This is a genomic window from Pseudomonas sp. TE31087 (genome assembly GCF_057284075.1).
On record NZ_JBXVNN010000001.1, the window covers coordinates 4570920 to 4593591 of the forward strand.

The following is a 22672-nucleotide window of genomic DNA, read 5'->3' on the forward strand; positions in this document are numbered from 1 at the left end:
CGTAGCGGCCCCAGCAATTTCAGCTTGATGCGCAGATCTGGGGGCGCTTCGCACCCCTTTCGCGACGCAAGGCCGCTCCTACAGGGGAGCGCGGAGTTGCCGGAAGGCCAAAGAAAAACGCCGCCCTTGTGGGCGGCGTTTTCGTTTACACGGTGTGCAGGTACCAGTTGTACTCGAGGTCGGAGATCGAATGCTCGAACTCCTCCAGCTCGCTCTCCTTGCACGCGACGAAGATGTCGATGTACTTCGGATCGATGTACTTGTTGAGGATCTCGCTGTCGTCCAGCTCGCGCAGGGCATCACGCAGGTTGTTCGGCAGGCTCTGCTCCAGCTGCTCGTACGAGTTGCCTTCGATCGGCTCGCCCGGTTCGATCTTGTTGGTCAGACCATGGTGCACGCCGGCCAGCACGGCCGCCATCATCAGGTACGGGTTGGCGTCGGCGCCGGCCACCCGGTGCTCGATGCGCACGGCATCAGGCGAGCCGGTCGGCACGCGCAGGGCCACGGTACGGTTGTCCAGGCCCCAGCTCGGTGCGTTGGGCACGTAGAACTGCGCACCGAAACGGCGGTACGAGTTGACGTTCGGGCAGAGGAACGCCATCGAAGCGGGCAGGGTCTCGAGCACACCGCCGACAGCGTGACGTAGCGCGGCGTTCTGCTCGGGATCCTCGCTGGTGAAGATGTTGTTGCCATCCTTGTCCAGCACGGAAATGTGTACATGCAGGCCGTTGCCTGCCTGGCCCGGGTAGGGCTTGGCCATGAAGGTGGTGTCCATTTCATGGTCGTAGGCGATGTTCTTGATCAGGCGCTTGAGCAGTACTGCGTAGTCACAGGCCTTGAGCGGGTCGGCGACGTGGTGCAGGTTGACTTCGAACTGCGCCGGGGCGCTTTCCTTGACGATGGCGTCGGCCGGGATGCCTTGTTCTTTCGCGCCTTCGAGGATGTCCTGCAGGCAGTCGGCGTATTCGTCGAGGTCGTCGATCAGGTACACCTGGGTCGACTGCGGGCGCTTGCCCGAGATCGGCGAGCGCGGCGGCTGTGGACGGCCGTTCACGTTCTCCTGGTCGATCAGGTAGAACTCCAGCTCGAACGCGGCGCAGATGGTCAGGCCCATGTCGGTGAACTTGCTCACCACCTGGCGCAGCACTTCACGCGGGTCGGCGAAGAACGGCTCGCCTTCGATTTCGTGCATGGTCATCAGCAGCTGCGCGGTCGGGCGCTTCTGCCAGGGTTCGTTGGAGAGGGTGCCGGGGATGGGGTAGCAGATGCGGTCGGCGTCGCCGATGTCCAGGCCAAGGCCGGTGCTTTCGACGGTCGAACCGTTGATATCCAGGGCGAAGAGGGAGGCAGGCAGGTTGATGCCTTTCTCGTAAACCTTGTGGAGGCTGGTGCGCTCTATGCGCTTGCCGCGCACCACACCATTCATATCTGCAATCAGAAGGTCAACGTAGAGAACCTCAGGATGTTCCTTAAGGAACGCGTTCGCTTCGTTAAGCTGAACGGCACGCGGGGGTACCGACATGATGCAACACCTTTGTTGTTAAAAATATCAATCAAGGGGGGCTTGCAACCCCAGTCAATCGGAAAGACCAGGTGAAGTCAAGCCAAGCCCATGATGCCCTTAAATGGCACATCTACGGCAGATTTGCTGCATATCGGGGCGTGCCATTATCCGCTATTTTCGCCCTGAAGGGTTATCCCGAGCGGGGCGTGTTTTATTTTTTACGGAGAGGTTGTGTAAAAAAATGAACGAGGATAAGCTCGGTCACAACCCAGAACACAATAATACGAGGGTCACATGGTCCGCTTGCCGAGACCTGTCAGCGCCGCATGCACGGTGCGTTCAGGTACATCTCCCGGTTGCCGTCCGGTCATCGCACGCCTGCATCGAAAGGGCGCCGCGCTGGCCGCAATAATTGACGGTTCGCGTAAAAAATCCATACCTCGTAACGCTTTACCGCTACACCTCCTTTCCTTCTGCCCTTCGCTTTCTGCTCGGACACGCGCTCGCGGTGTGTATCCGCTGTGGTCCCGCGCGTGGGGTTTTGCTTTAGCCATGCACAGCATCCAGAATCAAGGCGCGGGCCTTTCCAGGCCCCTCGGCGCCCTGCGCGCCGACTTTGCCCGACGCCTGGCGTCAGTGGCCGCCGGTTGCCTGCAACCGCGCCACATTACCTCCTGAGGTATTTATGAGTCACAACCTCGACCAGCTCACCGATTGGTTGAAAGAGCACAAGATCACCGAAGTGGAATGCCTGATCAGCGACCTGACCGGCATCACCCGCGGCAAGATCTCGCCCACCAACAAATTCATCGCCGAGAAAGGCATGCGCCTGCCCGAGAGCGTGCTGCTGCAGACCGTGACCGGCGACTATGTCGACGATGACATCTATTATGAACTGCTCGACCCGGCCGACATCGACATGATCTGCCGCCCCGACGAGAACGCGGTGTTTCTCGTACCATGGGCCATCGAGCCGACCGCCCAGGTGATCCACGACACCTACGACAAAAAGGGCAACCCGGTCGAACTGTCGCCGCGCAACGTATTGAAGAAGGTCCTGAAACTCTACGCCGACAAGGGCTGGCAGCCGATCGTCGCGCCCGAGATGGAGTTCTACCTCACCAAGCGTAGCGAAGACCCGGACTTTCCGCTGCAGCCGCCGGTGGGGCGTTCCGGCCGCCCGGAAACTGGCCGACAGTCGTTCTCCATCGAGGCGGCCAACGAATTCGACCCGCTGTTCGAAGATGTCTACGACTGGTGCGAACTGCAGCAGCTGGACCTCGACACGCTGATCCACGAAGACGGCACCGCGCAGATGGAAATCAACTTCCGTCACGGTGATGCCCTGCACCTGGCCGACCAGATCCTGGTGTTCAAGCGCACCATGCGCGAGGCCGCGCTCAAGCACAACGTGGCCGCCACCTTCATGGCCAAGCCCATGACCGGCGAGCCGGGCAGCGCGATGCACCTGCACCAGAGCGTGGTCGACGTGGCCACCGGCAAGAACATCTTTTCCAACGCCGACGGCAGCATGAGCGAGCTGTTCCTGCACCATATCGGCGGCCTGCAGAAGTTCATCCCCGAGGCGCTGCCGCTGTTCGCCCCCAACGTCAACTCGTTCCGCCGCTTCCTGCCGGACACCTCGGCGCCGGTGAACGTCGAGTGGGGCGAAGAGAACCGTACCGTCGGCCTGCGCGTGCCGGATGCCGGCCCGCAGAACCGCCGGGTCGAGAACCGCCTGCCGGGCGCCGACGCCAACCCCTACCTGGCCATCGCCGCCAGCCTGCTGTGTGGCTACATCGGCATGGTCGAGGGCATCGAGGCCAGCGCGCCGGTGCAGGGCCGTGGCTACGAGCGGCGCAACCTGCGCCTGCCGCTGACCATCGAGGACGCCCTGGAGCGCATGGAGAACAGCCGCGCGCTGGTGCAGTACCTGGGCAAGAAATTCATCACCGGCTACGTCGCCACCAAGCGCGCCGAGCATGAGAACTTCAAGCGCGTCATCAGCTCCTGGGAGCGTGAGTTCCTGCTGTTTGCTGTGTGATCAACCCTGAGGCCGCCTGCGGGCGGCCACCGGAAAATGGAGAGGCACATGAGCGTCAACAACCCGCAAACCCGTGAATGGCAAACCCTGAGCGGCGAGCACCACCTTGCACCCTTCAGTGACTACAAGCAGCTGAAGGAGAAGGGGCCGCGCATCATTACCAAGGCGCAGGGCGTGCATTTGTGGGACAGCGAGGGGCACAAGATCCTCGACGGCATGGCTGGCCTGTGGTGCGTGGCGGTCGGCTATGGCCGCGAAGAGCTGGTGCAGGCGGCAGAAAAGCAGATGCGCGAACTGCCGTACTACAACCTGTTCTTCCAGACCGCCCACCCGCCGGCGCTGGAGCTGGCCAAGGCGATCACCGACGTGGCGCCCGAGGGCATGACCCATGTGTTCTTCACCGGCTCCGGTTCCGAGGGCAACGACACCGTGCTGCGCATGGTTCGCCACTACTGGGCGCTCAAGGGTAAACCGCACAAGCAGACCATCATCGGCCGCATCAACGGCTACCACGGCTCCACCTTCGCAGGTGCGTGCCTGGGCGGCATGAGCGGCATGCACGAGCAGGGCGGCCTACCGATCCCGGGCATCGTGCATATCCCGCAGCCGTACTGGTTCGGCGAGGGTGGCGACATGACCCCGGACGAGTTCGGCGTGTGGGCGGCCGAACAGCTGGAGAAGAAAATTCTCGAAGTCGGCGAGGACAACGTCGCCGCGTTCATCGCCGAGCCGATTCAGGGCGCGGGTGGGGTGATCATTCCGCCGGACACCTACTGGCCGAAGGTCAAGGAGATCCTCGCCAAGTACGACATCCTGTTCGTCGCCGACGAAGTGATCTGCGGTTTTGGTCGCACCGGCGAGTGGTTCGGCTCCGACTACTACGACCTTGCGCCCGACCTGATGACCATCGCCAAGGGCCTGACTTCCGGTTACATCCCCATGGGCGGTGTGATCGTGCGTGACAAAGTGGCCAAGGTGATCAGCGAAGGCGGCGATTTCAACCACGGCTTCACCTACTCCGGCCACCCGGTGGCGGCGGCGGTGGGCCTGGAAAACCTGCGCATCCTGCGTGACGAGAAGATTGTCGAGTGTGCCCGCACCGAAACGGCACCGTATTTGCAAAAACGACTGCGTGAGCTGCAGGACCACCCGCTGGTGGGCGAGGTACGCGGCCTGGGCCTGCTCGGCGCGATCGAGCTGGTCAAGGACAAGGCCACCCGCAGCCGCTACGAGGGCAAGGGCGTCGGCATGATCTGCCGCACCCACTGCTTCGAGAACGGCCTGGTGATGCGCGCGGTGGGCGACACCATGATCATCGCGCCGCCGCTGGTGATCAGTCGCGAAGAGATCGACGAACTGGTGGAAAAGGCGCGCAAGTGCCTGGATCTGACCTACGAAGCGGTGAAATGACAGTCTGCTAGGCTGGCGAGGTGACATTAATGTCGTTGCAAGGCCCTGCTTCTGTTGAAACAGCGCCTTGTAACTTGCCAGACTAACGGCTGTTTAGTCGCCCAACGCGCGTCCCGTGGTACCTGGCTGCTGAACAGATGGCTTGATAATAAATTCTGGAGCATTACGCATGAAGAAATTGGGCAAGACGTTGCTGGCCGCCGCCCTGATGGGTGCCATGGCCACCGCTGTTCAGGCTGACGACAAGGTGCTGCACGTTTACAACTGGTCGGACTACATCGCCCCGGACACCGTGGCCAACTTCGAGAAAGAGACCGGCATCAAGGTCGTCTACGACGTCTTCGACAGCAACGAGACCCTCGAAGCCAAGCTGCTGGCGGGCAAGTCGGGCTACGACATCGTCGTGCCGTCCAACAACTTCCTGGCCAAGCAGATCAAGGCCGGCGTATACCAGGAGCTTGACCGCTCCAAGCTGCCTAGCTGGAAGAACCTCGACCCGGCCTTGCTCAAGGCTGTTGGCGATGCCAGCGACCCGGGCAACAAGTTTGCCTTTCCCTACATGTGGGGTTCCATCGGCATCGGTTACAACCCGGAGAAGGTCAAGGCCGCACTGGGCGTGGACAAGATCGACTCGTGGGATGTCGTGTTCAAGCCCGAGAACATCGAAAAACTCAAAAGCTGTGGCGTGAGCTTCCTCGATGCACCGACCGAGATGATCCCGGCCGCGCTGCACTACCTGGGCAAGCCGAGCGACAGCACCAAGAAAGAAGACCTGAAAGCGGCAGAAGATCTGTTCCTGAAGATTCGTCCGTCGATCACCTACTTCCACTCCTCCAAGTACATCTCGGACCTGGCCAACGGCAACATCTGCGTGGCGGTCGGTTACTCGGGTGACCTGGAGCAGTCCAAGGCCCGTGCCCACGAGGCTGGCGACAAGGTCAAGCTGAACTATGTCATTCCGAAGGAGGGTGCCGGCACCTTCTATGACATGGTCGCCATTCCGAAAGACGCCGAGAACGTCGACGCTGCCTACAAGTTCATGGAATACCTGCTGCAGCCGAAAGTGATGGCCGGTATTACCAACGCCGTGCGTTTCCCGAACGGCAACAAGGCGGCCACCGAGTTCGTCGACAAGGACATCACCAGCGACCCGGCCATCTATCCGTCCGAGGAAGTGAAGGCGCAGCTGTACGCCATCAAGGCGCCGGAAAAGGCTGCCCAGCGTGATATCACCCGCAGCTGGACCAAGATCAAGTCGGGCAAGTAAGCCCGATGCAAGGCCCTCTGGGCCGGGGGTTCCCGGCCCAGAGGCAGGTAACGGCAAATAAGTTTGCGGCATCCACGCCGTGAAGGTAAGTTGCGCGCCGGTTTTGCGTGTGCGGCCGAGTTTTTCCGCCACTTGAGGCACTGACTGTGAGGACTACCCACTTGTCTATTTCTGTTTTTCGCAAGGCCTTGATGGCTGGAGCGGGTCTGACGCTGGCTTGCAGCGTCCAAGCGGCGCCCACGGTGCACATCTACAACTGGTCCGACTACGTCGGCCCGAATACCCTCGCCGAGTTCCAGAAGGAAACCGGCATCACCCCGAAATACGACGTCTTCGACAGCAACGAGACGCTGGAAGGCAAGCTGCTGGCCGGACGTACCGGCTATGACGTGGTCGTGCCGTCCAACCATTTCCTCGGCAAGCAGATCAAGGCGGGCGCGTTCCAGAAGCTCGACCGCAACCTGCTGCCCAACTACGCGAACCTCGACCCGGCGCTGATGAAGCGCCTGGAAAAGAACGATCCGGGCAACCTGTACGCCGTCCCCTACCTGTGGGGCACCAATGGCATCGGCTACAACGTCGAGAAGGTCAAGGCGGTACTGGGCACCGACAAGATCGACTCCTGGGCGGTGCTGTTCGAGCCCGAGAACATGAAGAAGCTCAGCAAATGCGGCGTGGCCTTCCTCGACTCGGCCGACGAGATGCTTCCGGCGGTGCTCAACTACATGGGCCTGGACCCGAACAGCAGCAACCCCAAGGACTACCAGAAGGCGGAAGAGAAACTGCTGGCCGTGCGCCCGTACGTGACCTACTTCCACTCCTCGAAGTACATCTCCGATCTCGCCAACGGCGATATCTGCGTGGCCGCCGGTTTCTCCGGCGACGTGTTCCAGGCCAAAGCCCGCGCCGAAGAGGCGAAAAAGGGCGTGAAACTGGCCTACGCCATTCCCAAGGAAGGCGGCAACCTCTGGTTCGATGTGCTGGCGATTCCCAAGGACGCCCGCAACGTCAAGGAGGCCCACGCCTTCATCAACTATTTGCTGAAACCTGAGGTGATCGCCCAGGTCAGTGATTACGTCGGTTACGCCAACCCGAACCCCAAGGCTGGCGACCTGATGGACCAGGCCGTGAGGACTGACGCCGCGGTTTACCCACCGCAGGAAGTGCTGGACAAGATGTTCGTCAACGCCGAGTTGCCACCCAAGGTGCAACGTTTGATGACCCGCAGCTGGACCAAGGTCAAGTCGGGCAAGTAACAATCCAGGCCCGCCAGCGCAGCGGCGGGCACATAAATCTTGTTGGGAGTTTCACTCATGGCAGTTGCCTCCGGTGCCTATAAGAAAGCCCTCGAGGGTGGCCAGCAACCCAAGCAGGTGCTGGTCAAGATCGACCGGGTCACGAAAAAATTCGACGAAACGGTAGCCGTGGACGATGTGTCCCTGGAAATCCGCAAGGGTGAGATCTTCGCCCTGCTGGGTGGCTCCGGGTCCGGCAAATCGACCTTGCTGCGCATGCTGGCCGGCTTCGAGCGTCCGACCGAAGGGCGGATCTTCCTCGATGGCGTCGACATCACCGACATGCCGCCCTACGAGCGGCCGATCAACATGATGTTCCAGTCCTACGCGCTGTTCCCGCACATGACCGTGGCGCAGAACATCGCCTTCGGCCTGCAGCAGGACAAGATGCCCAAGGCCGAGATCGACGCCCGCGTGGCCGAGATGCTCAAGCTGGTGCACATGACCCAGTACGCCAAGCGCAAGCCGCACCAGCTGTCCGGTGGCCAGCGCCAGCGCGTGGCCCTGGCCCGTTCGCTGGCCAAGCGTCCGAAATTGCTGCTGCTCGACGAGCCCATGGGCGCGCTGGACAAGAAGCTGCGCTCGCAGATGCAGCTGGAACTGGTGGAGATCATCGAGCGCGTGGGCGTGACCTGCGTGATGGTGACCCACGACCAGGAAGAGGCCATGACCATGGCCCAGCGCATCGCCATCATGCACCTGGGCTGGATCGCCCAGATTGGCAGCCCGATCGATATCTATGAAACCCCGACCAGCCGCCTGGTCTGCGAGTTCATCGGCAACGTCAACCTGTTCGAAGGCGAAGTGGTCGACGACGCCGAAGGCCATGCGGTCATCGCCAGCCCGGAGCTGGAGCGCAAGATCTACGTCGGCCATGGCGTCACCACCTCGGTCGAGGACAAGCACATCACCTACGCCCTGCGTCCGGAGAAGCTGCTGGTCACCACCGAGCAGCCGACCTGCGAACACAACTGGTCGCGCGGCAAGGTCCACGACATCGCCTACCTCGGCGGTCACTCGGTGTTCTACGTCGAGCTGCCCGGCGGCAAGATCGTCCAGTCGTTCGTTGCCAACGCCGAGCGCCAGGGCAACCGCCCGACCTGGGATGACGAAGTCTACGTGTGGTGGGAAGACGACAGCGGCGTGGTACTGCGGTCATGAAACTTCGCAAGCTCAAGCGAGCCTTCCAGCGCCTTGTTCCCGAGGGGCGGCACCTGGTGATCGGTGTGCCGTTCATCTGGCTGTTCCTGTTCTTCATGCTGCCGTTCTTCATCGTCCTGAAGATCAGCTTCGCCGAAGCTGACGTGGCGATTCCGCCGTACACCGAGATCTATACCTATCTCGAAGGCAAGGTGCAGCTGGTGCTGAACCTGGCCAACTACGGCCTGCTGACCGAGGACGAGCTGTACATCGCGGCTTACCTCGGCTCTTTGAAGGTGGCCTTCTTCAGCACTTTGCTGTGCCTGCTGATTGGCTACCCGATGGCCTACGCCATCTCCAAGGCCAGGAAGGAGTCGCAGACCGTCCTGCTGCTGCTGATCATGATGCCGACCTGGACCGCGATCCTGATCCGCGTCTATGCCTGGATGGGCATCCTCAGCAACAACGGGCTGCTCAACAGCTTCCTGCTGTGGCTGGGCCTGATCGACCAGCCGCTGCAGATCCTCAACACCAACCTGGCGGTGTATATCGGCGTGGTCTATTCGTACCTGCCGTTCATGATCCTGCCGCTGTACGCCAACCTGGTGAAGCACGACGAGAGCCTTCTCGAAGCCGCATCGGACCTGGGTTCGAGCACCTTCAACAGCTTCTGGAAGATCACCGTGCCGCTGTCGAAGAACGGCATCATCGCCGGCTGCATGCTGGTGTTCATCCCGGTGGTGGGCGAGTTCGTCATCCCTGAACTGCTGGGCGGCCCGGAAACCCTGATGATCGGTAAAGTGCTGTGGCAGGAGTTCTTCAACAACCGCGACTGGCCGGTGGCGTCCGCCCTGGCGGTGGTGATGCTGGCGATCCTGATCGTGCCGATCCTGCTGTTCAACCGTAGCCAGGCCAAAGAGATGGAGGGCCGCGCATGAAACGCTTCAGTTTCTCCAAGCTGATGCTGGTGCTCGGCTTGCTGTTCATCTACCTGCCGATGCTGATCCTGGTGATCTACTCGTTCAACGCCTCGAAGCTGGTGACGGTGTGGGGCGGCTGGTCGGTGAAGTGGTACGTCGGCCTGCTCGACAATACCCAGCTGATGGGGTCGGTGATGCGCTCGTTGGAGATCGCCTGCTATACGGCGGTCGCCGCCGTGGCGCTGGGTACCCTGGCGGCTTTCGTGCTGACCCGGGTCACCCGCTTCAAGGGCCGCACCCTGTTCGGTGGCCTGGTCACCGCGCCGCTGGTGATGCCCGAGGTGATCACCGGTCTGTCGCTGCTGCTGCTGTTCGTGGCCATGGCACAGATGATCGGCTGGCCGCAGGAACGGGGCATCGTCACCATCTGGATCGCCCACACCACGTTCTGCGCCGCCTATGTGGCGGTGGTGGTGTCGGCGCGCCTGCGCGAGCTGGACCTGTCCATCGAGGAGGCGGCCATGGACCTGGGCGCCAAGCCGTGGAAGGTGTTCTTCCTGATCACCATCCCGATGATCGCGCCATCGCTGGCGGCGGGTGGCATGATGTCGTTCGCCCTGTCGCTTGATGACCTGGTGCTGGCCAGCTTCGTCTCCGGCCCGGGCTCGACCACCCTGCCGATGGAAGTGTTCTCGGCCGTGCGCCTGGGCGTGAAGCCGGAGATCAACGCCGTGGCCAGCCTGATCCTGTTGTCGGTGTCGCTGGTGACCTTCCTGGTCTGGTACTTCAGCCGCCAGGCCGAAGAGCGCCGCCGCCGTGCGATCCAGCAGGCTATCGAAGAAGGCGCCGCGGCTAACGTCTCGCAGCCGCAGACCCGCCGTCCGGCCCAGGCCGCAGCGCAGGCCTGAGCCAACCCATCGCGGGGCAAGCCCGCTCCCACGCCAATGACCGGCGTGGGAGCGGCGGTGCGCCGATGCGACTTGCCCCGCGATCTTTTCAGCCTTGGTCCGGCCAGTACCAGGCCGGTTCATCGAGCATGCCCTGCCCGACGATCCCGGTTTGTCCCAGCGTTTTCTCCAAGTGGATCGAGTTGCAGCCCTCGTCCTCCTCCAGCGCCGCCACCAGCCGGGGCGCGTGCGATACCACCCACACCTGACATTGCTGCGCCGCTCGGCGGATCAGGCGCGCCAGTGCTGGCAACAGGTCCGGGTGCAGGCTGGTTTCCGGCTCGTTGAGCACCATCATGCTCGGCGGGCGCGGCGTGAGCAGGGCAGCCACCAGCAACAGGTAGCGCAAGGTCCCGTCGGACAACTCCGCAGCGCTCAGCGGCCGCAGCAGCCCGGCCTGGTGGAAACGCAGGCCGAACAGGCCGCCAGGCTGGGCGTCGACCGCGAGCCGGGCGCCGGGAAAGGCGTCGCCCACCGCGTCCTGCAGGGCCTGCAGGTCACCGATCTCGTCGATGGTCTGCAGCGCGGCGGCGAGGTCGCGGCCGTCGTGATGCAGCACCGGCGTGCGCGTTCCCAGTCGCGATTGCCGGGCTGGGGCTTCGGCATCGGTACGGAAATGGTCGTAGAAGCGCCAGCTGCGGATCTGCTCGCGCAGATGCGGCACCTCGGGGGAGCCCTGGAGACTGCCGACCTGGTCGAACAGGCTGTCGAATTCGGTCATGTGCTGGTGCAGCACCTGCCATTGGCGACCGTCACGGGCCTTGACCATCCCTGCGTTGCGTTGCACCAGCTGGCTGGAGGGGCGGCACAGGGGGCCGGCCCAGATCGTCTCCTGCTTGATCTGCGGGTCCAGGGCGAACTGCGACCGGCTGGGTTCGGGCAGGCCGAGGCTGATCGCGTAGCCGAAGTCTTCGCTGGCAAAGCCCATCTTCAGGCGCCTGGCCTGCTGGCGTGGCCCGCCCTCCACTGGCACCTCGCCGTTGAGCATGCGCCGGGTGAGCTTCTCGGGGCCGGCCCAGAAGGTCGACTCCAGCCCGCCCTCGGCAGCCAGCGCATTGACCACACCGCCGCGGGCGGTCTCGGCCAGCAGGCGCAAGGCTTTGTACAGGTTGGACTTGCCGCTGCCGTTGGCACCGGTGATCACGTTGAGCCGCCCCAGCGGCATCACCAGCTGGTTGATCGAGCGGTAGTTGGCAATGGCCAGGGTGGTCAGCATCGGCGGTGTCCTTGAGCGTCTGGCTGGCAGTATCGCCGATAGCGCTGTGCTTTGTTGAGCCGACATCGGTGTCGTTTGTCCATCCCTGATCTACGCTTCAAACGCATCCCTCTCACCCTTTGTCGAAGCAAGGAGCCTGCATGACGGTAACGCGTCCGCCGATGGTCGTTTGCCTGGGGCTGCTGTTCATGCTTGCGGGCTGTGGCAAGGAGGAGGCCGCCCCGGTATTGCCCCGGGTCGCGGTGCAACAGGTGCAGCCCACCGACTTTGCCGCCCGGGTCACCTTGACCGGTGACGTGCAGGCGCGGGTGCAGACCGACCTGTCGTTCCGCGTGGGCGGCAAGATCATCGCCCGCGGCGTCGATGTCGGCGACCACGTCAAGGCCAACCAGGTGCTGGCGCGCCTGGACCCCAAGGACCTGCAGAACAACGTCGACTCGGCCAAGGCCGAGGTGTTCGCCGAGCAGGCGCGGGTCACCCAGACCAGCGCCGCGTTCGTGCGCCAACAGAAGCTCCTGCCCAAGGGCTACACCAGCCAGAGTGAGTACGATTCCGCCGAAGCCGCGCTGCGCAGCAGCCAGAGCGCGCTGAAGGCCGCCCAGGCGCAGTTGGCCAACGCCAACGAGCAGCTGAGCTACACGGCGCTGGTGTCCGAAGCCGACGGGGTGATCACCGCGCGCCAGGCCGAGGTTGGCCAGGTGGTGCAGGCGACCATGCCGATCTTCAGCCTGGCGGTCGATGGCGACCGTGACGCGGTGTTCAATGTCTACGAATCGCTGCTGGTGAAGTCCCCCAGTGATGAGGGCGTCGTCGTCAGTTTGCTGGACAACCCGGCGATCAAGGCCGAGGGCCGGGTCCGCGAGATCACTCCGACGGTGTCCGCCGAGAGCGGCACGGTGCAGGTCAAGGTCGCGCTGCGCAACGTGCCGGCGGGCATGCAGTTGGGCTCACCGGTCACGGCCACCGGCAACACTCAGGGCCGGCCCAGCATCGAATTGCCGTGGTCGGCGCTGACCAAGGCGCTGAAGGAGCCGGCGGTGTGGGTGGTGGGCGAGGGCGACAAGGTCGAGTTGCGCAAGGTCCAGGTGGCGCGCTACCTCACCGGCAAGGTGGTGATCGCTGACGGTATCAAGGGCGGCGAGACCGTGGTGGTGGGCGGTGGGCAGTTGCTGCACCCGGGCATGCAGGTCGAGAAGGTCAGCGCCAAGGACGGAGGGGCTGCACCATGAAACGTCAGTTGCTGATAGTGTCCGCCAGCCTGATGCTCGCTGCCTGCGGGGGCGATGAGGCGCCGCCTGAGGCGATACGCCCGGTGCTGTCGACGCTGGTCGAGCCGCAGGTCCAGTCGCAGCTGGGCCGCTTTGCCGGCGCCATCCAGGCCCGCTACGAAAGCACCCTGGGGTTTCGGGTGTCCGGACGCATCGCCCGGCGCTGGCTGGATGTCGGCGCCCGGGTAAGCCCTGGCGACACCCTGGCCACCCTCGACCCGACCGACCAGCAGAACCAGTTGCGCGCCGCAGAAGGCGACCTGGCCAAGGTCCAGGCGCAATGGATCAATGCCCAGGCCAATGCCCGCCGCCAGCAGCAGTTGTACGACCGTGGTGTCGGCGCCCAGGCCCAGCTGGACATCGCCCAGACCGACCTGAAGACCACCGGCGCCGCGCTGGACCAGGCGCACTCGGCGGTCAGCCAGGCCCGCGACCAGCTCGGCTACAGCACCCTGCGCAGTGATCATGCGGCGGTGGTCACCGCCTGGCAGGCCGAGGCGGGGCAGACCGTCAGCGCCGGTCAGGCGGTCGTCACCCTGGCCCGCCCGGACGTCAAGGAGGCGGTGATCGACCTGCCGATCCCGCTCGCCGAACAGTTGAACAAGGACCTCACCTTTACCGTCGCTTCGCAGCTCGACCCGAGCATCAACACCACCGCCACGCTGCGCGAGCTCGAGCCACAGGCCGACGCCACCACCCGTACCCGTCGCGCCCGCTTGACCCTGACCAGCACGCCCGATGCCTTCCACCTGGGCACCGCGGTCAGCGTCACCCTGACCTCGGCGGTGAGCCCGCGCAGCGAGTTGCCGCTGACCGCGCTGCTCGAACGTGACGGCAAGACCCAGGTGTGGGTGGTCGATCCGCAGCAGAAAACCGTGGCCACCCGTGACGTCGCGTTGATCGAGCGTACCGCCGACAGCATCGTCCTGGCCTCCGGCGTGCAGCCCGGCGAGCGCGTGGTGACCGCTGGAGTGAACAGCCTCAAGCCCGGCCAGAAGGTCACCTTCGACGAGGACGCGCAATGAAAGGAAGCTTCAACCTCTCGGAGTGGGCGCTGAAGCACCAGTCCTTCGTCTGGTACCTGATGTTCGTCGGCCTGCTGATGGGGATCTTCTCCTACTTCAACCTCGGCCGTGAGGAAGACCCGTCCTTTACCATCAAGACCATGGTCATCCAGACCCGCTGGCCCGGCGCCACCCAGGACGAGACCCTGTATCAGGTCACCGACCGCATCGAGAAGAAGCTCGAAGAGCTCGATTCGCTCGACTACGTGAAAAGCTATACCCGCCCGGGCGAATCCACGGTCTACGTCTACCTGCGCGACACCACCAAGGCCAAGGACATCCCCGAGATCTGGTACCAGGTGCGCAAAAAGATCCAGGACATCCGCGGACAGTTCCCCGCAGGCATCCAGGGGCCCGCCTTCAACGATGAGTTCGGTGACGTGTTCGGTTCGATCTACGCCTTCACCGCCGACGGCCTCACCCTGCGCCAGCTGCGCGACTATGTCGAGGTGGCGCGGGCCGAAGTGCGCGAAGTGCCCAATATCGGCAAGGTCGAGCTGATCGGTACCCAGGACGAAGTGCTGTACCTGAATTTCTCCACCCGCAAGCTGGCCGCGCTGGGCATCGACCAGGGCCAGGCCATGCAGGCCCTGCAGCAGCAGAACGCGGTGACCCCGGCCGGGGTGATCGAGGCCGGGCCCGAGCGCATCTCGGTGCGCACCACCGGGCAGTTCGCCTCGGAGAAGGACCTGCAGACGGTGAACCTGCGCATCAACGACCGCTTCTTCCGCCTGGCCGACATCGCCGATATCGAGCGCGGCTATGTCGATCCGCCGTCGCCGATGTTCCGCTTCAACGGCCAGACCGCCATCGGCCTGGCGATCGGCATGAAGGCCGGCGCCAACATCGAGGTGTTCGGCGCGGCCCTGAAGGCGCGGATGGACCGCGTCGTCCGCGACCTGCCGGTGGGCGTTGGCGTGCACAACGTGTCCGACCAGGCGGTGGTGGTCAAGCAGGCGGTCGGCGGCTTCACCAGCGCGTTGTTCGAAGCCGTGGTGATCGTCCTGGCGGTGAGCTTCGTCAGCCTCGGCATCCGCGCGGGGCTGGTGGTGGCCTGCTCGATCCCGCTGGTGCTGGCCATGGTCTTCGTGTTCATGGAATACAGCGACATCACCATGCAGCGGATCTCGCTTGGTGCGCTGATCATCGCCCTGGGCCTGCTGGTGGATGACGCGATGATCACCGTCGAGGTGATGGTCACGCGCCTGGAGATGGGCGAGACCAAGGAGCAGGCGGCCACCTTCGCCTACACCTCCACGGCGTTCCCCATGCTCACCGGCACCCTGGTGACGGTGGCCGGCTTCGTGCCGATCGGTCTTAATGCCAGCTCCGCGGGCGAGTACACCTACACCCTGTTCGCGGTGATCGCCGTGGCCTTGCTGGTGTCCTGGGTGGTGGCGGTGTTCTTCGCACCGGTGCTGGGTGTGCACATTCTCAGCAGCAGCAAGCTCAAGGCGCACGAGGCCGAGCCCGGGCGTGTCGGCCGGGCATTCGAGGGCGGGTTGCTGTGGTGCATGCGCCACCGCTGGCTGACCATCATCGGCACGGTGCTGCTGTTCGCCCTGTCGATCTTCAGCATGCGTTTCGTGCAGAACCAGTTCTTCCCGTCGTCGGACCGGCCGGAGATCCTGGTCGACCTGAACCTGCCGCAGAACGCCTCGATCGAGGAAACGCGCAAGGTCGTCGACCGCCTGGAGGCGAGGATCAAGGACGACCCGGACCTGGTGCGCTGGAGTACCTACATCGGCCAGGGCGCGATTCGCTTCTACCTGCCCCTCGACCAGCAGTTGCAGAACCCGTACTACGCCCAGCTGGTGATCGTCAGCAAGGGCTTCGAGGAGCGCGAGGGCATGATGCAGCGCCTGCAGAAGCTGCTGCACGAGGAGTTCGTCGGTATCGGTACCAACGTCCAGTCGCTGGAGATGGGTCCACCGGTGGGTCGACCGATCCAGTACCGGGTCAGCGGCAAGGATATCGACCAGGTGCGCCGGCATGCCATCGAGCTGGCGACCCTGCTCGACAGCAACGAACACATCGGCGAGATGATCTACGACTGGAACGAGCCCGGCAAGGTGCTGCGCATCGAGATCGCCCAGGACAAGGCGCGCCAGCTGGGCCTGTCGTCCGAGGACGTGGCCAATGTGATGAACAGCATCGTCAGCGGCGTGCCGGTCACCCAGGTCAACGACAACATCTACCTGGTCAACGTGGTGGCCCGCGCCGAGGACAGCGAACGCGGCTCGCCGGATACCTTGCAGAACCTGCAGATCGTCACGCCCAGCGGCGCCTCGATCCCGCTGCTGGCCTTCGCCACCGTGCGCTACGAGCAGGAGCAGCCGCTGGTGTGGCGCCGCGACCGCAAGCCGACCATCACCATCAAGGCCTCGGTGGTCGGTGACATCCAGCCCACCGACCTGGTGGCCGAACTCAAGCCCGGCATCGATGACTTCGCCGGCAAGCTGCCGGTGGGCTACGACGTGGCCACCGGTGGTACGGTGGAAGAGAGCGCCAAGGCCCAGGGGCCGATCGCCGCCGTGATCCCGCTGATGCTGTTCCTGATGGCGACCTTCCTGATGATCCAGCTGCACAGCGTGCAGAAGCTGTTCCTGGTGGTCAGCGTCGCGCCGCTGGGGTTGATTGGCGTGGTGGTGGCGCTGGTGCCCACGGGCACGCCCATGGGCTTCGTGGCGATTCTCGGGATTCTTGCCCTGGCCGGTATCATCATCCGCAACTCGGTGATCCTGGTGACCCAGATCGACGAGTTCGAGGAGCAGGGTTATTCGCCCTGGGATGCGGTGGTGGAGGCGACCAACCACCGGCGCCGGCCGATCCTGCTGACGGCGGCGGCGGCGAGCCTGGGCATGATTCCGATCGCCCGGGAAGTGTTCTGGGGGCCGATGGCCTACGCCATGATCGGCGGCATCATCAGCGCAACGCTGCTGACGCTGCTGTTCCTGCCAGCGCTGTATGTGGCCTGGTACAAGATTCGCGAGCCACAGGACAAAACCCCGCGACCACATTGACTCCTGTAGGAGCGGCCTTGTGTCGCGATGGGCTGCGCAGCGGCCCCAGGATCTGGGCATCTAGCAGAATTGTCGGGGGCTGCTGCGCAGCCCATCGCGACACAAGGCCGCTCCTACAGGTCACTTGTCTAAAGTTGGTTATATAAACATTCTTAAACAGTATTTTTAAGAATATCCGCGCCTCACTAGTATTGCCTTCAAGCCAGGCGCAAATCCCCTTCAAACCTCTGCCCGGCACCCTTACTCACAGGAGAACGAGCATGAGTGCATCTCTGCGCAGCATCGACGGTCAGGACGAAGCCACCATTCTGCGTGAAATCCAGAGCGCGCTGCGCGACCTGCGCTTCGGCGCGGTGGAGATCACCGTGCATAACGCCCAGGTGGTGCAGATCGAACGCAAGGAGAAGTTCCGCCTGCAGCAGCCCGGCAACAAGTCCGGCTGACACCGCATCACTTCAAAAACTAGAAAAATGCCAATCGGGAGCTTCACCATGTCCATCCGCCGTTATGCGCTTGCCGCCCTGGCCAGTGCCGTTTTTGCCGGTTCCGCGATCGCCAAGGACTACGAACTGCTGAACGTGTCCTATGACCCGACCCGCGAGCTGTACCAGCAGTACAACGCCGAGTTCATCAAGCATTGGCAGGCCGCCCATCCGGGCGACCAGGTGAAGATCCAGCAATCCCATGGCGGTTCGGGCAAGCAGGGGCGCGCGGTGATCGACGGCCTGCGCGCCGATGTGGTGACCCTGGCCCTGGCCGGCGACATCGACGAGATCGCCAAGCTCGGCAAGACCCTGCCGGAGGACTGGCAGAAGCGCCTGCCGGATGCCAGCACGCCGTACACCTCGACCATCGTGTTCCTGGTGCGCAAGGGCAACCCGAAAGGCATCAAGGACTGGGGCGACCTGATCAAGAAGGACGTCTCGGTCATCACCCCCAACCCGAAAACCTCCGGCGGCGCCCGCTGGAACTTCCTCGCCGCCTGGGCCTATGGCCTCAAGGCCGGCGGCAATGAAGACAAGGCCAAGGCCTACGTGCAGGAGCTGTTCAAGCACGTGCCGGTGCTCGATACCGGCGCCCGTGGCTCGACCATCACCTTCGTCAACAACGGCCAGGGCGATGTGCTGCTGGCCTGGGAAAACGAGGCCTTCCTGGCGTTGAAGGAAGACGGCGGCGCCGACAAGTTCGAGATCGTCGTGCCTTCGCTGTCGATCCTGGCCGAGCCACCGGTGGCGGTGGTCGACAAGAACGCCGAGAAGAAGGGCAACGAAAAGATCGCCGAGGAATACCTCAAGCACCTGTACAGCCCGGCTGGCCAGAAGATCGCCGCAGAAAACTTCTACCGTCCGCGTGACGCCAAGGTCGCCGCCGAATTCGGCAAGCAGTTCCCGAAACTGGACCTGGTGACCATCGACAAGGACTTCGGGGGCTGGAAGACTGCGCAGCCGAAGTTCTTCAATGATGGTGGGGTGTTCGACCAGATCTATCAGGCACAGTAAACGCCAGGGAAAAGCGGGGCCGCTGTGCGGCCCTTTCGCGGCGCAAGGCCGCTCCTACAGGAGATCGCGTGCTGTTGTAGGAGCGGCCTTGTGCCGCGAAAGGGCTGCTCAGCAGCCCCGGGATTCAGAAGCTAGCACCAGCCCGGGAGCCTTTCCGGGCTTCGTGCGTTCAACCAGGGACCTTTATGTCACGTCGCATTTCCCCCGTCATACCCGGCTTCGGGCTGACGCTGGGCTACACCTTGGTGTACCTCAGCCTGATCGTGCTGATACCGCTGGCGGCCATGTTCATCCATGCCTCGCAGCTCACCTGGGAGCAGTTCTGGAATATCGTCAGCGCGCCACGGGTCATCGCCGCGCTGAAACTGAGTTTCGGCACCGCCCTGTTCGCCGCCATCATCAACGGTGTGATCGGCACCCTGCTGGCCTGGGTGCTGGTGCGCTATACCTTCCCCGGGCGCAAGATCATCGATGCGATGATCGACCTGCCGTTCGCCTTGCCCACTGCCGTCGCCGGCATCGCCCTGACCGCCCTGTACGCTCCGGCGGGCTGGGTCGGCCAGTTCGCCACCGACCTCGGCTTCAAAATCGCCTACACCCCCCTGGGCATCACCCTGGCGCTGACCTTCGTCACCCTGCCGTTCGTGGTGCGTACGGTGCAGCCGGTGCTGGCCGACATCCCACGTGAAGTGGAAGAGGCCGCCGCCTGCCTGGGTGCGAAGCCCTTGCAGGTGTTCCGTCATGTGCTGGCGCCGGCTTTGCTGCCAGCCTGGCTGACCGGTTTCGCCCTGGCCTTCGCCCGGGGCGTGGGCGAGTACGGTTCGGTGATCTTCATCGCCGGCAACATGCCGATGAAGACCGAGATCCTGCCGTTGCTGATCATGGTCAAGCTCGACCAGTACGACTACACCGGCGCCACCGCCATCGGCGTGCTGATGCTGGTGGTTTCCTTCATCCTGCTGCTGCTGATCAACCTGCTGCAGCGACGCATCGAAACCCCTTGAAGGAGGCCGGCAATGTCTAGTCAACCCATGAGCGCAACCGCCGCCGCCAACGCCGCCCGACGCAGCAGCGCCACCTCGCGCCGGGTGCTGATCACCCTGGCCTGGATCGTCTTCGCGCTGTTCCTGGCGCTGCCGCTGGTGATCGTGGTGTCGCAGGCGCTGAAGAACGGCTTCGGCACGTTCTTCGAAGCGATCTTCGAGGCCGACGCGTTGTCGGCATTGAAGCTGACCCTGCTGGCCGTGGCCATCTCGGTGCCGCTGAACCTGGTGTTCGGCGTGTCCGCCGCCTGGTGCGTGAGCAAGTACACGTTCCGCGGCAAGAGCGTGCTGGTAACCCTGATCGACCTGCCGTTCTCGGTGTCACCGGTGATCGCCGGCCTGGTCTACGTGCTGATGTTCGGCGCGCAAGGCCTGTTCGGGCCGTGGCTGCAGGATCACGATATCCAGATCGTCTTCGCCCTGCCGGGCATCGTCCTGGCGACCATCTTCGTCACCGTGCCGTTTGTCGCCCGTGAACTGATCCCGCTGATGCAGGAGCAGGGCACGCAAGAAGAGGAGGCCGCGCGCCTGCTCGGCGCCAACGGCTGGCAGATGTTCTGGCACGTCACCCTGCCGAACATCAAATGGGGCCTGATCTACGGCGTGGTGCTGTGCACCGCCCGGGCCATGGGCGAGTTCGGCGCGGTGTCGGTGGTGTCGGGCCATATCCGCGGCGTCACCAACACCTTGCCGCTGCACGTGGAGATCCTCTACAACGAGTACAACCACGTCGCGGCCTTCAGCGTGGCCAGCCTGCTGCTGATCCTGGCGCTCTTCATCCTGCTGCTCAAGCAGTGGAGCGAGAACCGTATTAACCGCCTGCGCCACAGCGCCGCGGAGGAATGATTCATGTCGATCGAAGTTCGTAACGTCAGCAAGCGCTTCAACAGCTTCCAGGCCCTGGACAACATCAACCTGGATATCCACAGCGGCGAGCTGGTGGCCTTGCTCGGCCCGTCCGGCTGCGGCAAGACCACCCTTTTGCGCATCATCGCCGGCCTCGAGACCCCGGACAACGGCAGCATCGTGTTCCACGGCGAGGACGTGTCCGGCCATGATGTGCGCGATCGCAACGTCGGTTTCGTATTCCAGCACTACGCGCTGTTCCGCCACATGAGCGTGTTCGACAACGTCGCCTTCGGCCTGCGCATGAAGCCCAAGGGCGAGCGCCCGAGCGAGAGCAAGATCGCCGAGAAGGTCCATGAACTGTTGAACATGGTCCAGCTCGACTGGTTGTCCGACCGCTACCCCGAGCAGCTGTCCGGTGGCCAGCGCCAGCGTATCGCCCTGGCCCGTGCCCTGGCGGTGGAGCCCAAGGTACTGCTGCTCGACGAGCCGTTCGGGGCGCTGGATGCCAAGGTGCGCAAGGAGCTGCGCCGTTGGCTGGCGCGGCTGCACGAGGACATCAACCTGACCTCGGTGTTCGTCACCCACGACCAGGAAGAGGCCATGGAAGTCGCCGACCGTATCGTGGTGATGAACAAGGGCGTGATCGAGCAGATCGGTTCGCCCGGCGAGGTGTACGAGAAACCGGCCAACGACTTCGTCTATCACTTCCTTGGTGATTCCAACCGCCTGGCGCTGAGCGAAGGGCACCACGTGCTGTTCCGTCCGCACGAGGTGTCGCTGTCGCGCCATGAGACCGAGGGGCATCATGCCGCCGAAGTGCGCGATATCCGTCCGCTGGGTGCGACCACGCGGGTGACGCTGAAGGTGGAAGGGCAGAGCGAGCTGATTGAGGCCGAGGTGGTCAAGGATCACGACAGCCTCACCGGGCTGGCGCGGGGGGAGACGTTGTTCTTCCGGCCGAAGGTGTGGCAGAAGGTGGCGGATATCTGAGCCGGCGCTTGTGATGGAAAACCCGGGCATGGTCCCGGGTTTTTTATTGCCTGCGAGATTGCCGGGGCTGCTGCGCAGCCCATCGCGGCACAAGGCCGCTCCTACAGGGCACCGCGATCTCTTGTGTAGGAGCGGCCTTGTGCCGCGATCGAGGGCGAAGCCCTCGCGGTGAATTGATGCCTTGAACGAATATTTTGAATGCCTATAAGGCATCATTCTTGAGCTGTTCTGCGGCAGGCCGCGAACGACGCGGGCTATGGAAAGACCATGAAAATCATTATTCCATTAAGGTCTAATTTTAAGTTTAAACATTTCTTTATGAGCTAAGCACCTGGCACCGATGATTCAGCCACACACCTGAATCAAGAACCCCAGGAGTTTTAGCAATGGGCAATGTCCAGACGGCCGTCAGGGCCTACGACCAGCCATGGCGCCCGGCATCGGGTGACCTGGTCGAGCTCGGACGCACGCTGCGCCTGCCGCTGGGCCAGTTGCGCCTGCAACGCACGCCGGTCAGCGGCCTCAAGCGTCGCGACAAGCTGGTGCTGGGCCTGCTGGTGCTGGTGCTGCACGGCGCGGCGGCGTACTGGGTCAGCCACCAGCCGACCCCTGAGCTGCCGGTCATCCCGCCGAAGATTCCGCCCATGACCATCGAGTTTGCCGCGCCCGCACCACCGGTAGTCGAGCCGCCGCCACCGGCCCCTGTGGTCCAGCCGCCGCCACCGCCACCAGTGGTCGACGAACTGGCCGCCAAGCCCGCGCCCAAGCCGGTCCCGAAACCCAAGCCAGTGCCCAAACCCGTGGCCAAGCCGCAGCCCAAGCCAGTCGAGGCGCCACCGCCGACACCGGTTGCCGCGCCAGCACCCCCGGCGCCGGCACCTGCGCCACCCGCGCCTGCGCCAGTGACCCCGGCCTCGGCCAACGCCGCGTACCTGAAGAATCCGGCGCCGGAGTATCCGCAGATGGCCCAGCGCCGTGGCTGGGAAGGCACCGTGCTGCTGCGCGTGGAAGTGCTGCCCAGTGGCAAGCCAGGGCAGATCCAGGTCCAGAAGAGCAGTGGCCGCGACGCCCTGGACGCCGCCGCATTGGCCGCGGTGAAGCGCTGGAGCTTCGTCCCGGCCAAGCAGGGCGACGTGGCCCAGGTGGGCTGGGTCAGCGTACCGATCGATTTCAAGCTTCGTTAACTTGCGACC

At 63.8% G+C, this 22672-nt stretch carries 18 protein-coding genes; 16 read left to right on the forward strand and 2 right to left on the reverse strand.

Annotation, left to right across the window (positions count from 1 at the left end):
- Positions 1-145 precede the first annotated feature (145 nt).
- Complete coding sequence (locus ACZ899_RS20570) at positions 146-1522, reverse strand: glutamine synthetase family protein (protein ID WP_110734219.1); 1377 nt, start codon at positions 1520-1522, stop codon at positions 146-148.
- 667 nt (positions 1523-2189) lie between these two features.
- On the opposite strand from ACZ899_RS20570, the gene ACZ899_RS20575 reads away from it, so the two are divergent.
- The 7 genes from ACZ899_RS20575 (at position 2190) to ACZ899_RS20605 (ending at position 10488) form a co-directional block, all read left to right on the forward strand.
- Complete coding sequence (locus ACZ899_RS20575) at positions 2190-3548, forward strand: glutamine synthetase family protein (RefSeq protein WP_028688542.1); 1359 nt, start codon at positions 2190-2192, stop codon at positions 3546-3548.
- A 48-nt stretch (positions 3549-3596) separates the two neighbouring features.
- Entirely contained in the window at positions 3597-4958 is a 1362-nt protein-coding gene (locus tag ACZ899_RS20580; protein ID WP_234560606.1) for an aspartate aminotransferase family protein, read from the forward strand.
- 169 nt (positions 4959-5127) lie between these two features.
- Positions 5128-6225, forward strand: a complete 1098-nt coding sequence (locus ACZ899_RS20585; RefSeq protein WP_203649587.1) for a polyamine ABC transporter substrate-binding protein — start codon at positions 5128-5130, stop codon at positions 6223-6225.
- Positions 6226-6386: 161 nt separating this feature from the next.
- The gene (locus tag ACZ899_RS20590) at positions 6387-7481 is read left to right on the forward strand and encodes a polyamine ABC transporter substrate-binding protein (RefSeq protein ID WP_234560607.1); all 1095 of its coding nucleotides are present in this window, start codon (positions 6387-6389) and stop codon (positions 7479-7481) included.
- Positions 7482-7538: 57 nt separating this feature from the next.
- Entirely contained in the window at positions 7539-8681 is a 1143-nt protein-coding gene (locus tag ACZ899_RS20595; protein WP_234560608.1) for an ABC transporter ATP-binding protein, read from the forward strand.
- Positions 8678-9598, forward strand: a complete 921-nt coding sequence (locus tag ACZ899_RS20600) for an ABC transporter permease subunit (RefSeq protein WP_203649591.1) — start codon at positions 8678-8680, stop codon at positions 9596-9598. Before ACZ899_RS20595 ends, ACZ899_RS20600 begins: the two co-directional genes overlap by 4 nt.
- Positions 9595-10488, forward strand: coding sequence for an ABC transporter permease subunit (locus ACZ899_RS20605; protein ID WP_203649594.1), 894 nt, complete (start codon positions 9595-9597; stop codon positions 10486-10488). Before ACZ899_RS20600 ends, ACZ899_RS20605 begins: the two co-directional genes overlap by 4 nt.
- Before the next feature lie 88 nt (positions 10489-10576).
- On the opposite strand, the gene ACZ899_RS20610 is transcribed toward ACZ899_RS20605, so the two are convergent.
- A complete protein-coding gene (locus ACZ899_RS20610; protein WP_232854991.1) occupies positions 10577-11743 on the reverse strand; it encodes an AAA family ATPase in 1167 nt (388 codons plus the stop codon).
- Between the two features lie 140 nt (positions 11744-11883).
- On the opposite strand from ACZ899_RS20610, the gene ACZ899_RS20615 reads away from it, so the two are divergent.
- From ACZ899_RS20615 to ACZ899_RS20655, 9 genes are all read left to right on the forward strand, one after another.
- On the forward strand, positions 11884-12972 hold the full coding sequence (locus tag ACZ899_RS20615; protein WP_234560609.1) for an efflux RND transporter periplasmic adaptor subunit: 1089 nt from the start codon (positions 11884-11886) through the stop codon (positions 12970-12972).
- On the forward strand, positions 12969-14036 hold the full coding sequence (locus tag ACZ899_RS20620) for an efflux RND transporter periplasmic adaptor subunit (RefSeq protein ID WP_234560610.1): 1068 nt from the start codon (positions 12969-12971) through the stop codon (positions 14034-14036). Before ACZ899_RS20615 ends, ACZ899_RS20620 begins: the two co-directional genes overlap by 4 nt.
- Complete coding sequence (locus ACZ899_RS20625; RefSeq protein WP_234560611.1) at positions 14033-17098, forward strand: efflux RND transporter permease subunit; 3066 nt, start codon at positions 14033-14035, stop codon at positions 17096-17098. Before ACZ899_RS20620 ends, ACZ899_RS20625 begins: the two co-directional genes overlap by 4 nt.
- 260 nt (positions 17099-17358) lie before the next feature.
- Positions 17359-17541, forward strand: coding sequence for a sulfur starvation response protein OscA (gene oscA, locus ACZ899_RS20630; RefSeq protein ID WP_016489716.1), 183 nt, complete (start codon positions 17359-17361; stop codon positions 17539-17541).
- A 48-nt stretch (positions 17542-17589) separates the two neighbouring features.
- A complete protein-coding gene (locus tag ACZ899_RS20635; RefSeq protein ID WP_234560612.1) occupies positions 17590-18597 on the forward strand; it encodes a sulfate ABC transporter substrate-binding protein in 1008 nt (335 codons plus the stop codon).
- Positions 18598-18782: 185 nt separating this feature from the next.
- Positions 18783-19601, forward strand: a complete 819-nt coding sequence (gene cysT, locus ACZ899_RS20640) for a sulfate ABC transporter permease subunit CysT (protein WP_110734244.1) — start codon at positions 18783-18785, stop codon at positions 19599-19601.
- A gap of 12 nt (positions 19602-19613) precedes the next feature.
- The gene (gene cysW / locus ACZ899_RS20645) at positions 19614-20486 is read left to right on the forward strand and encodes a sulfate ABC transporter permease subunit CysW (RefSeq protein ID WP_234560613.1); all 873 of its coding nucleotides are present in this window, start codon (positions 19614-19616) and stop codon (positions 20484-20486) included.
- 3 nt (positions 20487-20489) lie between these two features.
- Positions 20490-21479, forward strand: a complete 990-nt coding sequence (locus ACZ899_RS20650) for a sulfate/molybdate ABC transporter ATP-binding protein (protein ID WP_011536261.1) — start codon at positions 20490-20492, stop codon at positions 21477-21479.
- Positions 21480-21865: 386 nt separating this feature from the next.
- Positions 21866-22663 (forward strand): energy transducer TonB, encoded by a 798-nt coding sequence (locus ACZ899_RS20655; RefSeq protein ID WP_234560614.1) that lies wholly within the window; start codon positions 21866-21868, stop codon positions 22661-22663.
- Positions 22664-22672 lie beyond the last annotated feature (9 nt).

Excerpts from the sequence above, each read along its gene's own strand:
- ACZ899_RS20570 (WP_110734219.1), bottom strand. The coding sequence starts at position 1,522 with ATGTCGGTACCCCCGCGTGCCGTTCAGCTTAACGAAGCGAACGCGTTC.
- ACZ899_RS20575 (WP_028688542.1), top strand. The coding sequence starts at position 2,190 with ATGAGTCACAACCTCGACCAGCTCACCGATTGGTTGAAAGAGCACAAG.
- ACZ899_RS20580 (WP_234560606.1), top strand. The coding sequence starts at position 3,597 with ATGAGCGTCAACAACCCGCAAACCCGTGAATGGCAAACCCTGAGCGGC.
- ACZ899_RS20585 (WP_203649587.1), top strand. The coding sequence starts at position 5,128 with ATGAAGAAATTGGGCAAGACGTTGCTGGCCGCCGCCCTGATGGGTGCC.
- ACZ899_RS20595 (WP_234560608.1), top strand. The coding sequence starts at position 7,539 with ATGGCAGTTGCCTCCGGTGCCTATAAGAAAGCCCTCGAGGGTGGCCAG.
- ACZ899_RS20600 (WP_203649591.1), top strand. The coding sequence starts at position 8,678 with ATGAAACTTCGCAAGCTCAAGCGAGCCTTCCAGCGCCTTGTTCCCGAG.
- ACZ899_RS20605 (WP_203649594.1), top strand. The coding sequence starts at position 9,595 with ATGAAACGCTTCAGTTTCTCCAAGCTGATGCTGGTGCTCGGCTTGCTG.
- ACZ899_RS20610 (WP_232854991.1), bottom strand. The coding sequence starts at position 11,743 with ATGCTGACCACCCTGGCCATTGCCAACTACCGCTCGATCAACCAGCTG.
- ACZ899_RS20615 (WP_234560609.1), top strand. The coding sequence starts at position 11,884 with ATGACGGTAACGCGTCCGCCGATGGTCGTTTGCCTGGGGCTGCTGTTC.
- ACZ899_RS20620 (WP_234560610.1), top strand. The coding sequence starts at position 12,969 with ATGAAACGTCAGTTGCTGATAGTGTCCGCCAGCCTGATGCTCGCTGCC.
- ACZ899_RS20625 (WP_234560611.1), top strand. The coding sequence starts at position 14,033 with ATGAAAGGAAGCTTCAACCTCTCGGAGTGGGCGCTGAAGCACCAGTCC.
- oscA (WP_016489716.1), top strand. The coding sequence starts at position 17,359 with ATGAGTGCATCTCTGCGCAGCATCGACGGTCAGGACGAAGCCACCATT.
- ACZ899_RS20635 (WP_234560612.1), top strand. The coding sequence starts at position 17,590 with ATGTCCATCCGCCGTTATGCGCTTGCCGCCCTGGCCAGTGCCGTTTTT.
- cysT (WP_110734244.1), top strand. The coding sequence starts at position 18,783 with ATGTCACGTCGCATTTCCCCCGTCATACCCGGCTTCGGGCTGACGCTG.
- cysW (WP_234560613.1), top strand. The coding sequence starts at position 19,614 with ATGTCTAGTCAACCCATGAGCGCAACCGCCGCCGCCAACGCCGCCCGA.
- ACZ899_RS20650 (WP_011536261.1), top strand. The coding sequence starts at position 20,490 with ATGTCGATCGAAGTTCGTAACGTCAGCAAGCGCTTCAACAGCTTCCAG.
- ACZ899_RS20655 (WP_234560614.1), top strand. The coding sequence starts at position 21,866 with ATGGGCAATGTCCAGACGGCCGTCAGGGCCTACGACCAGCCATGGCGC.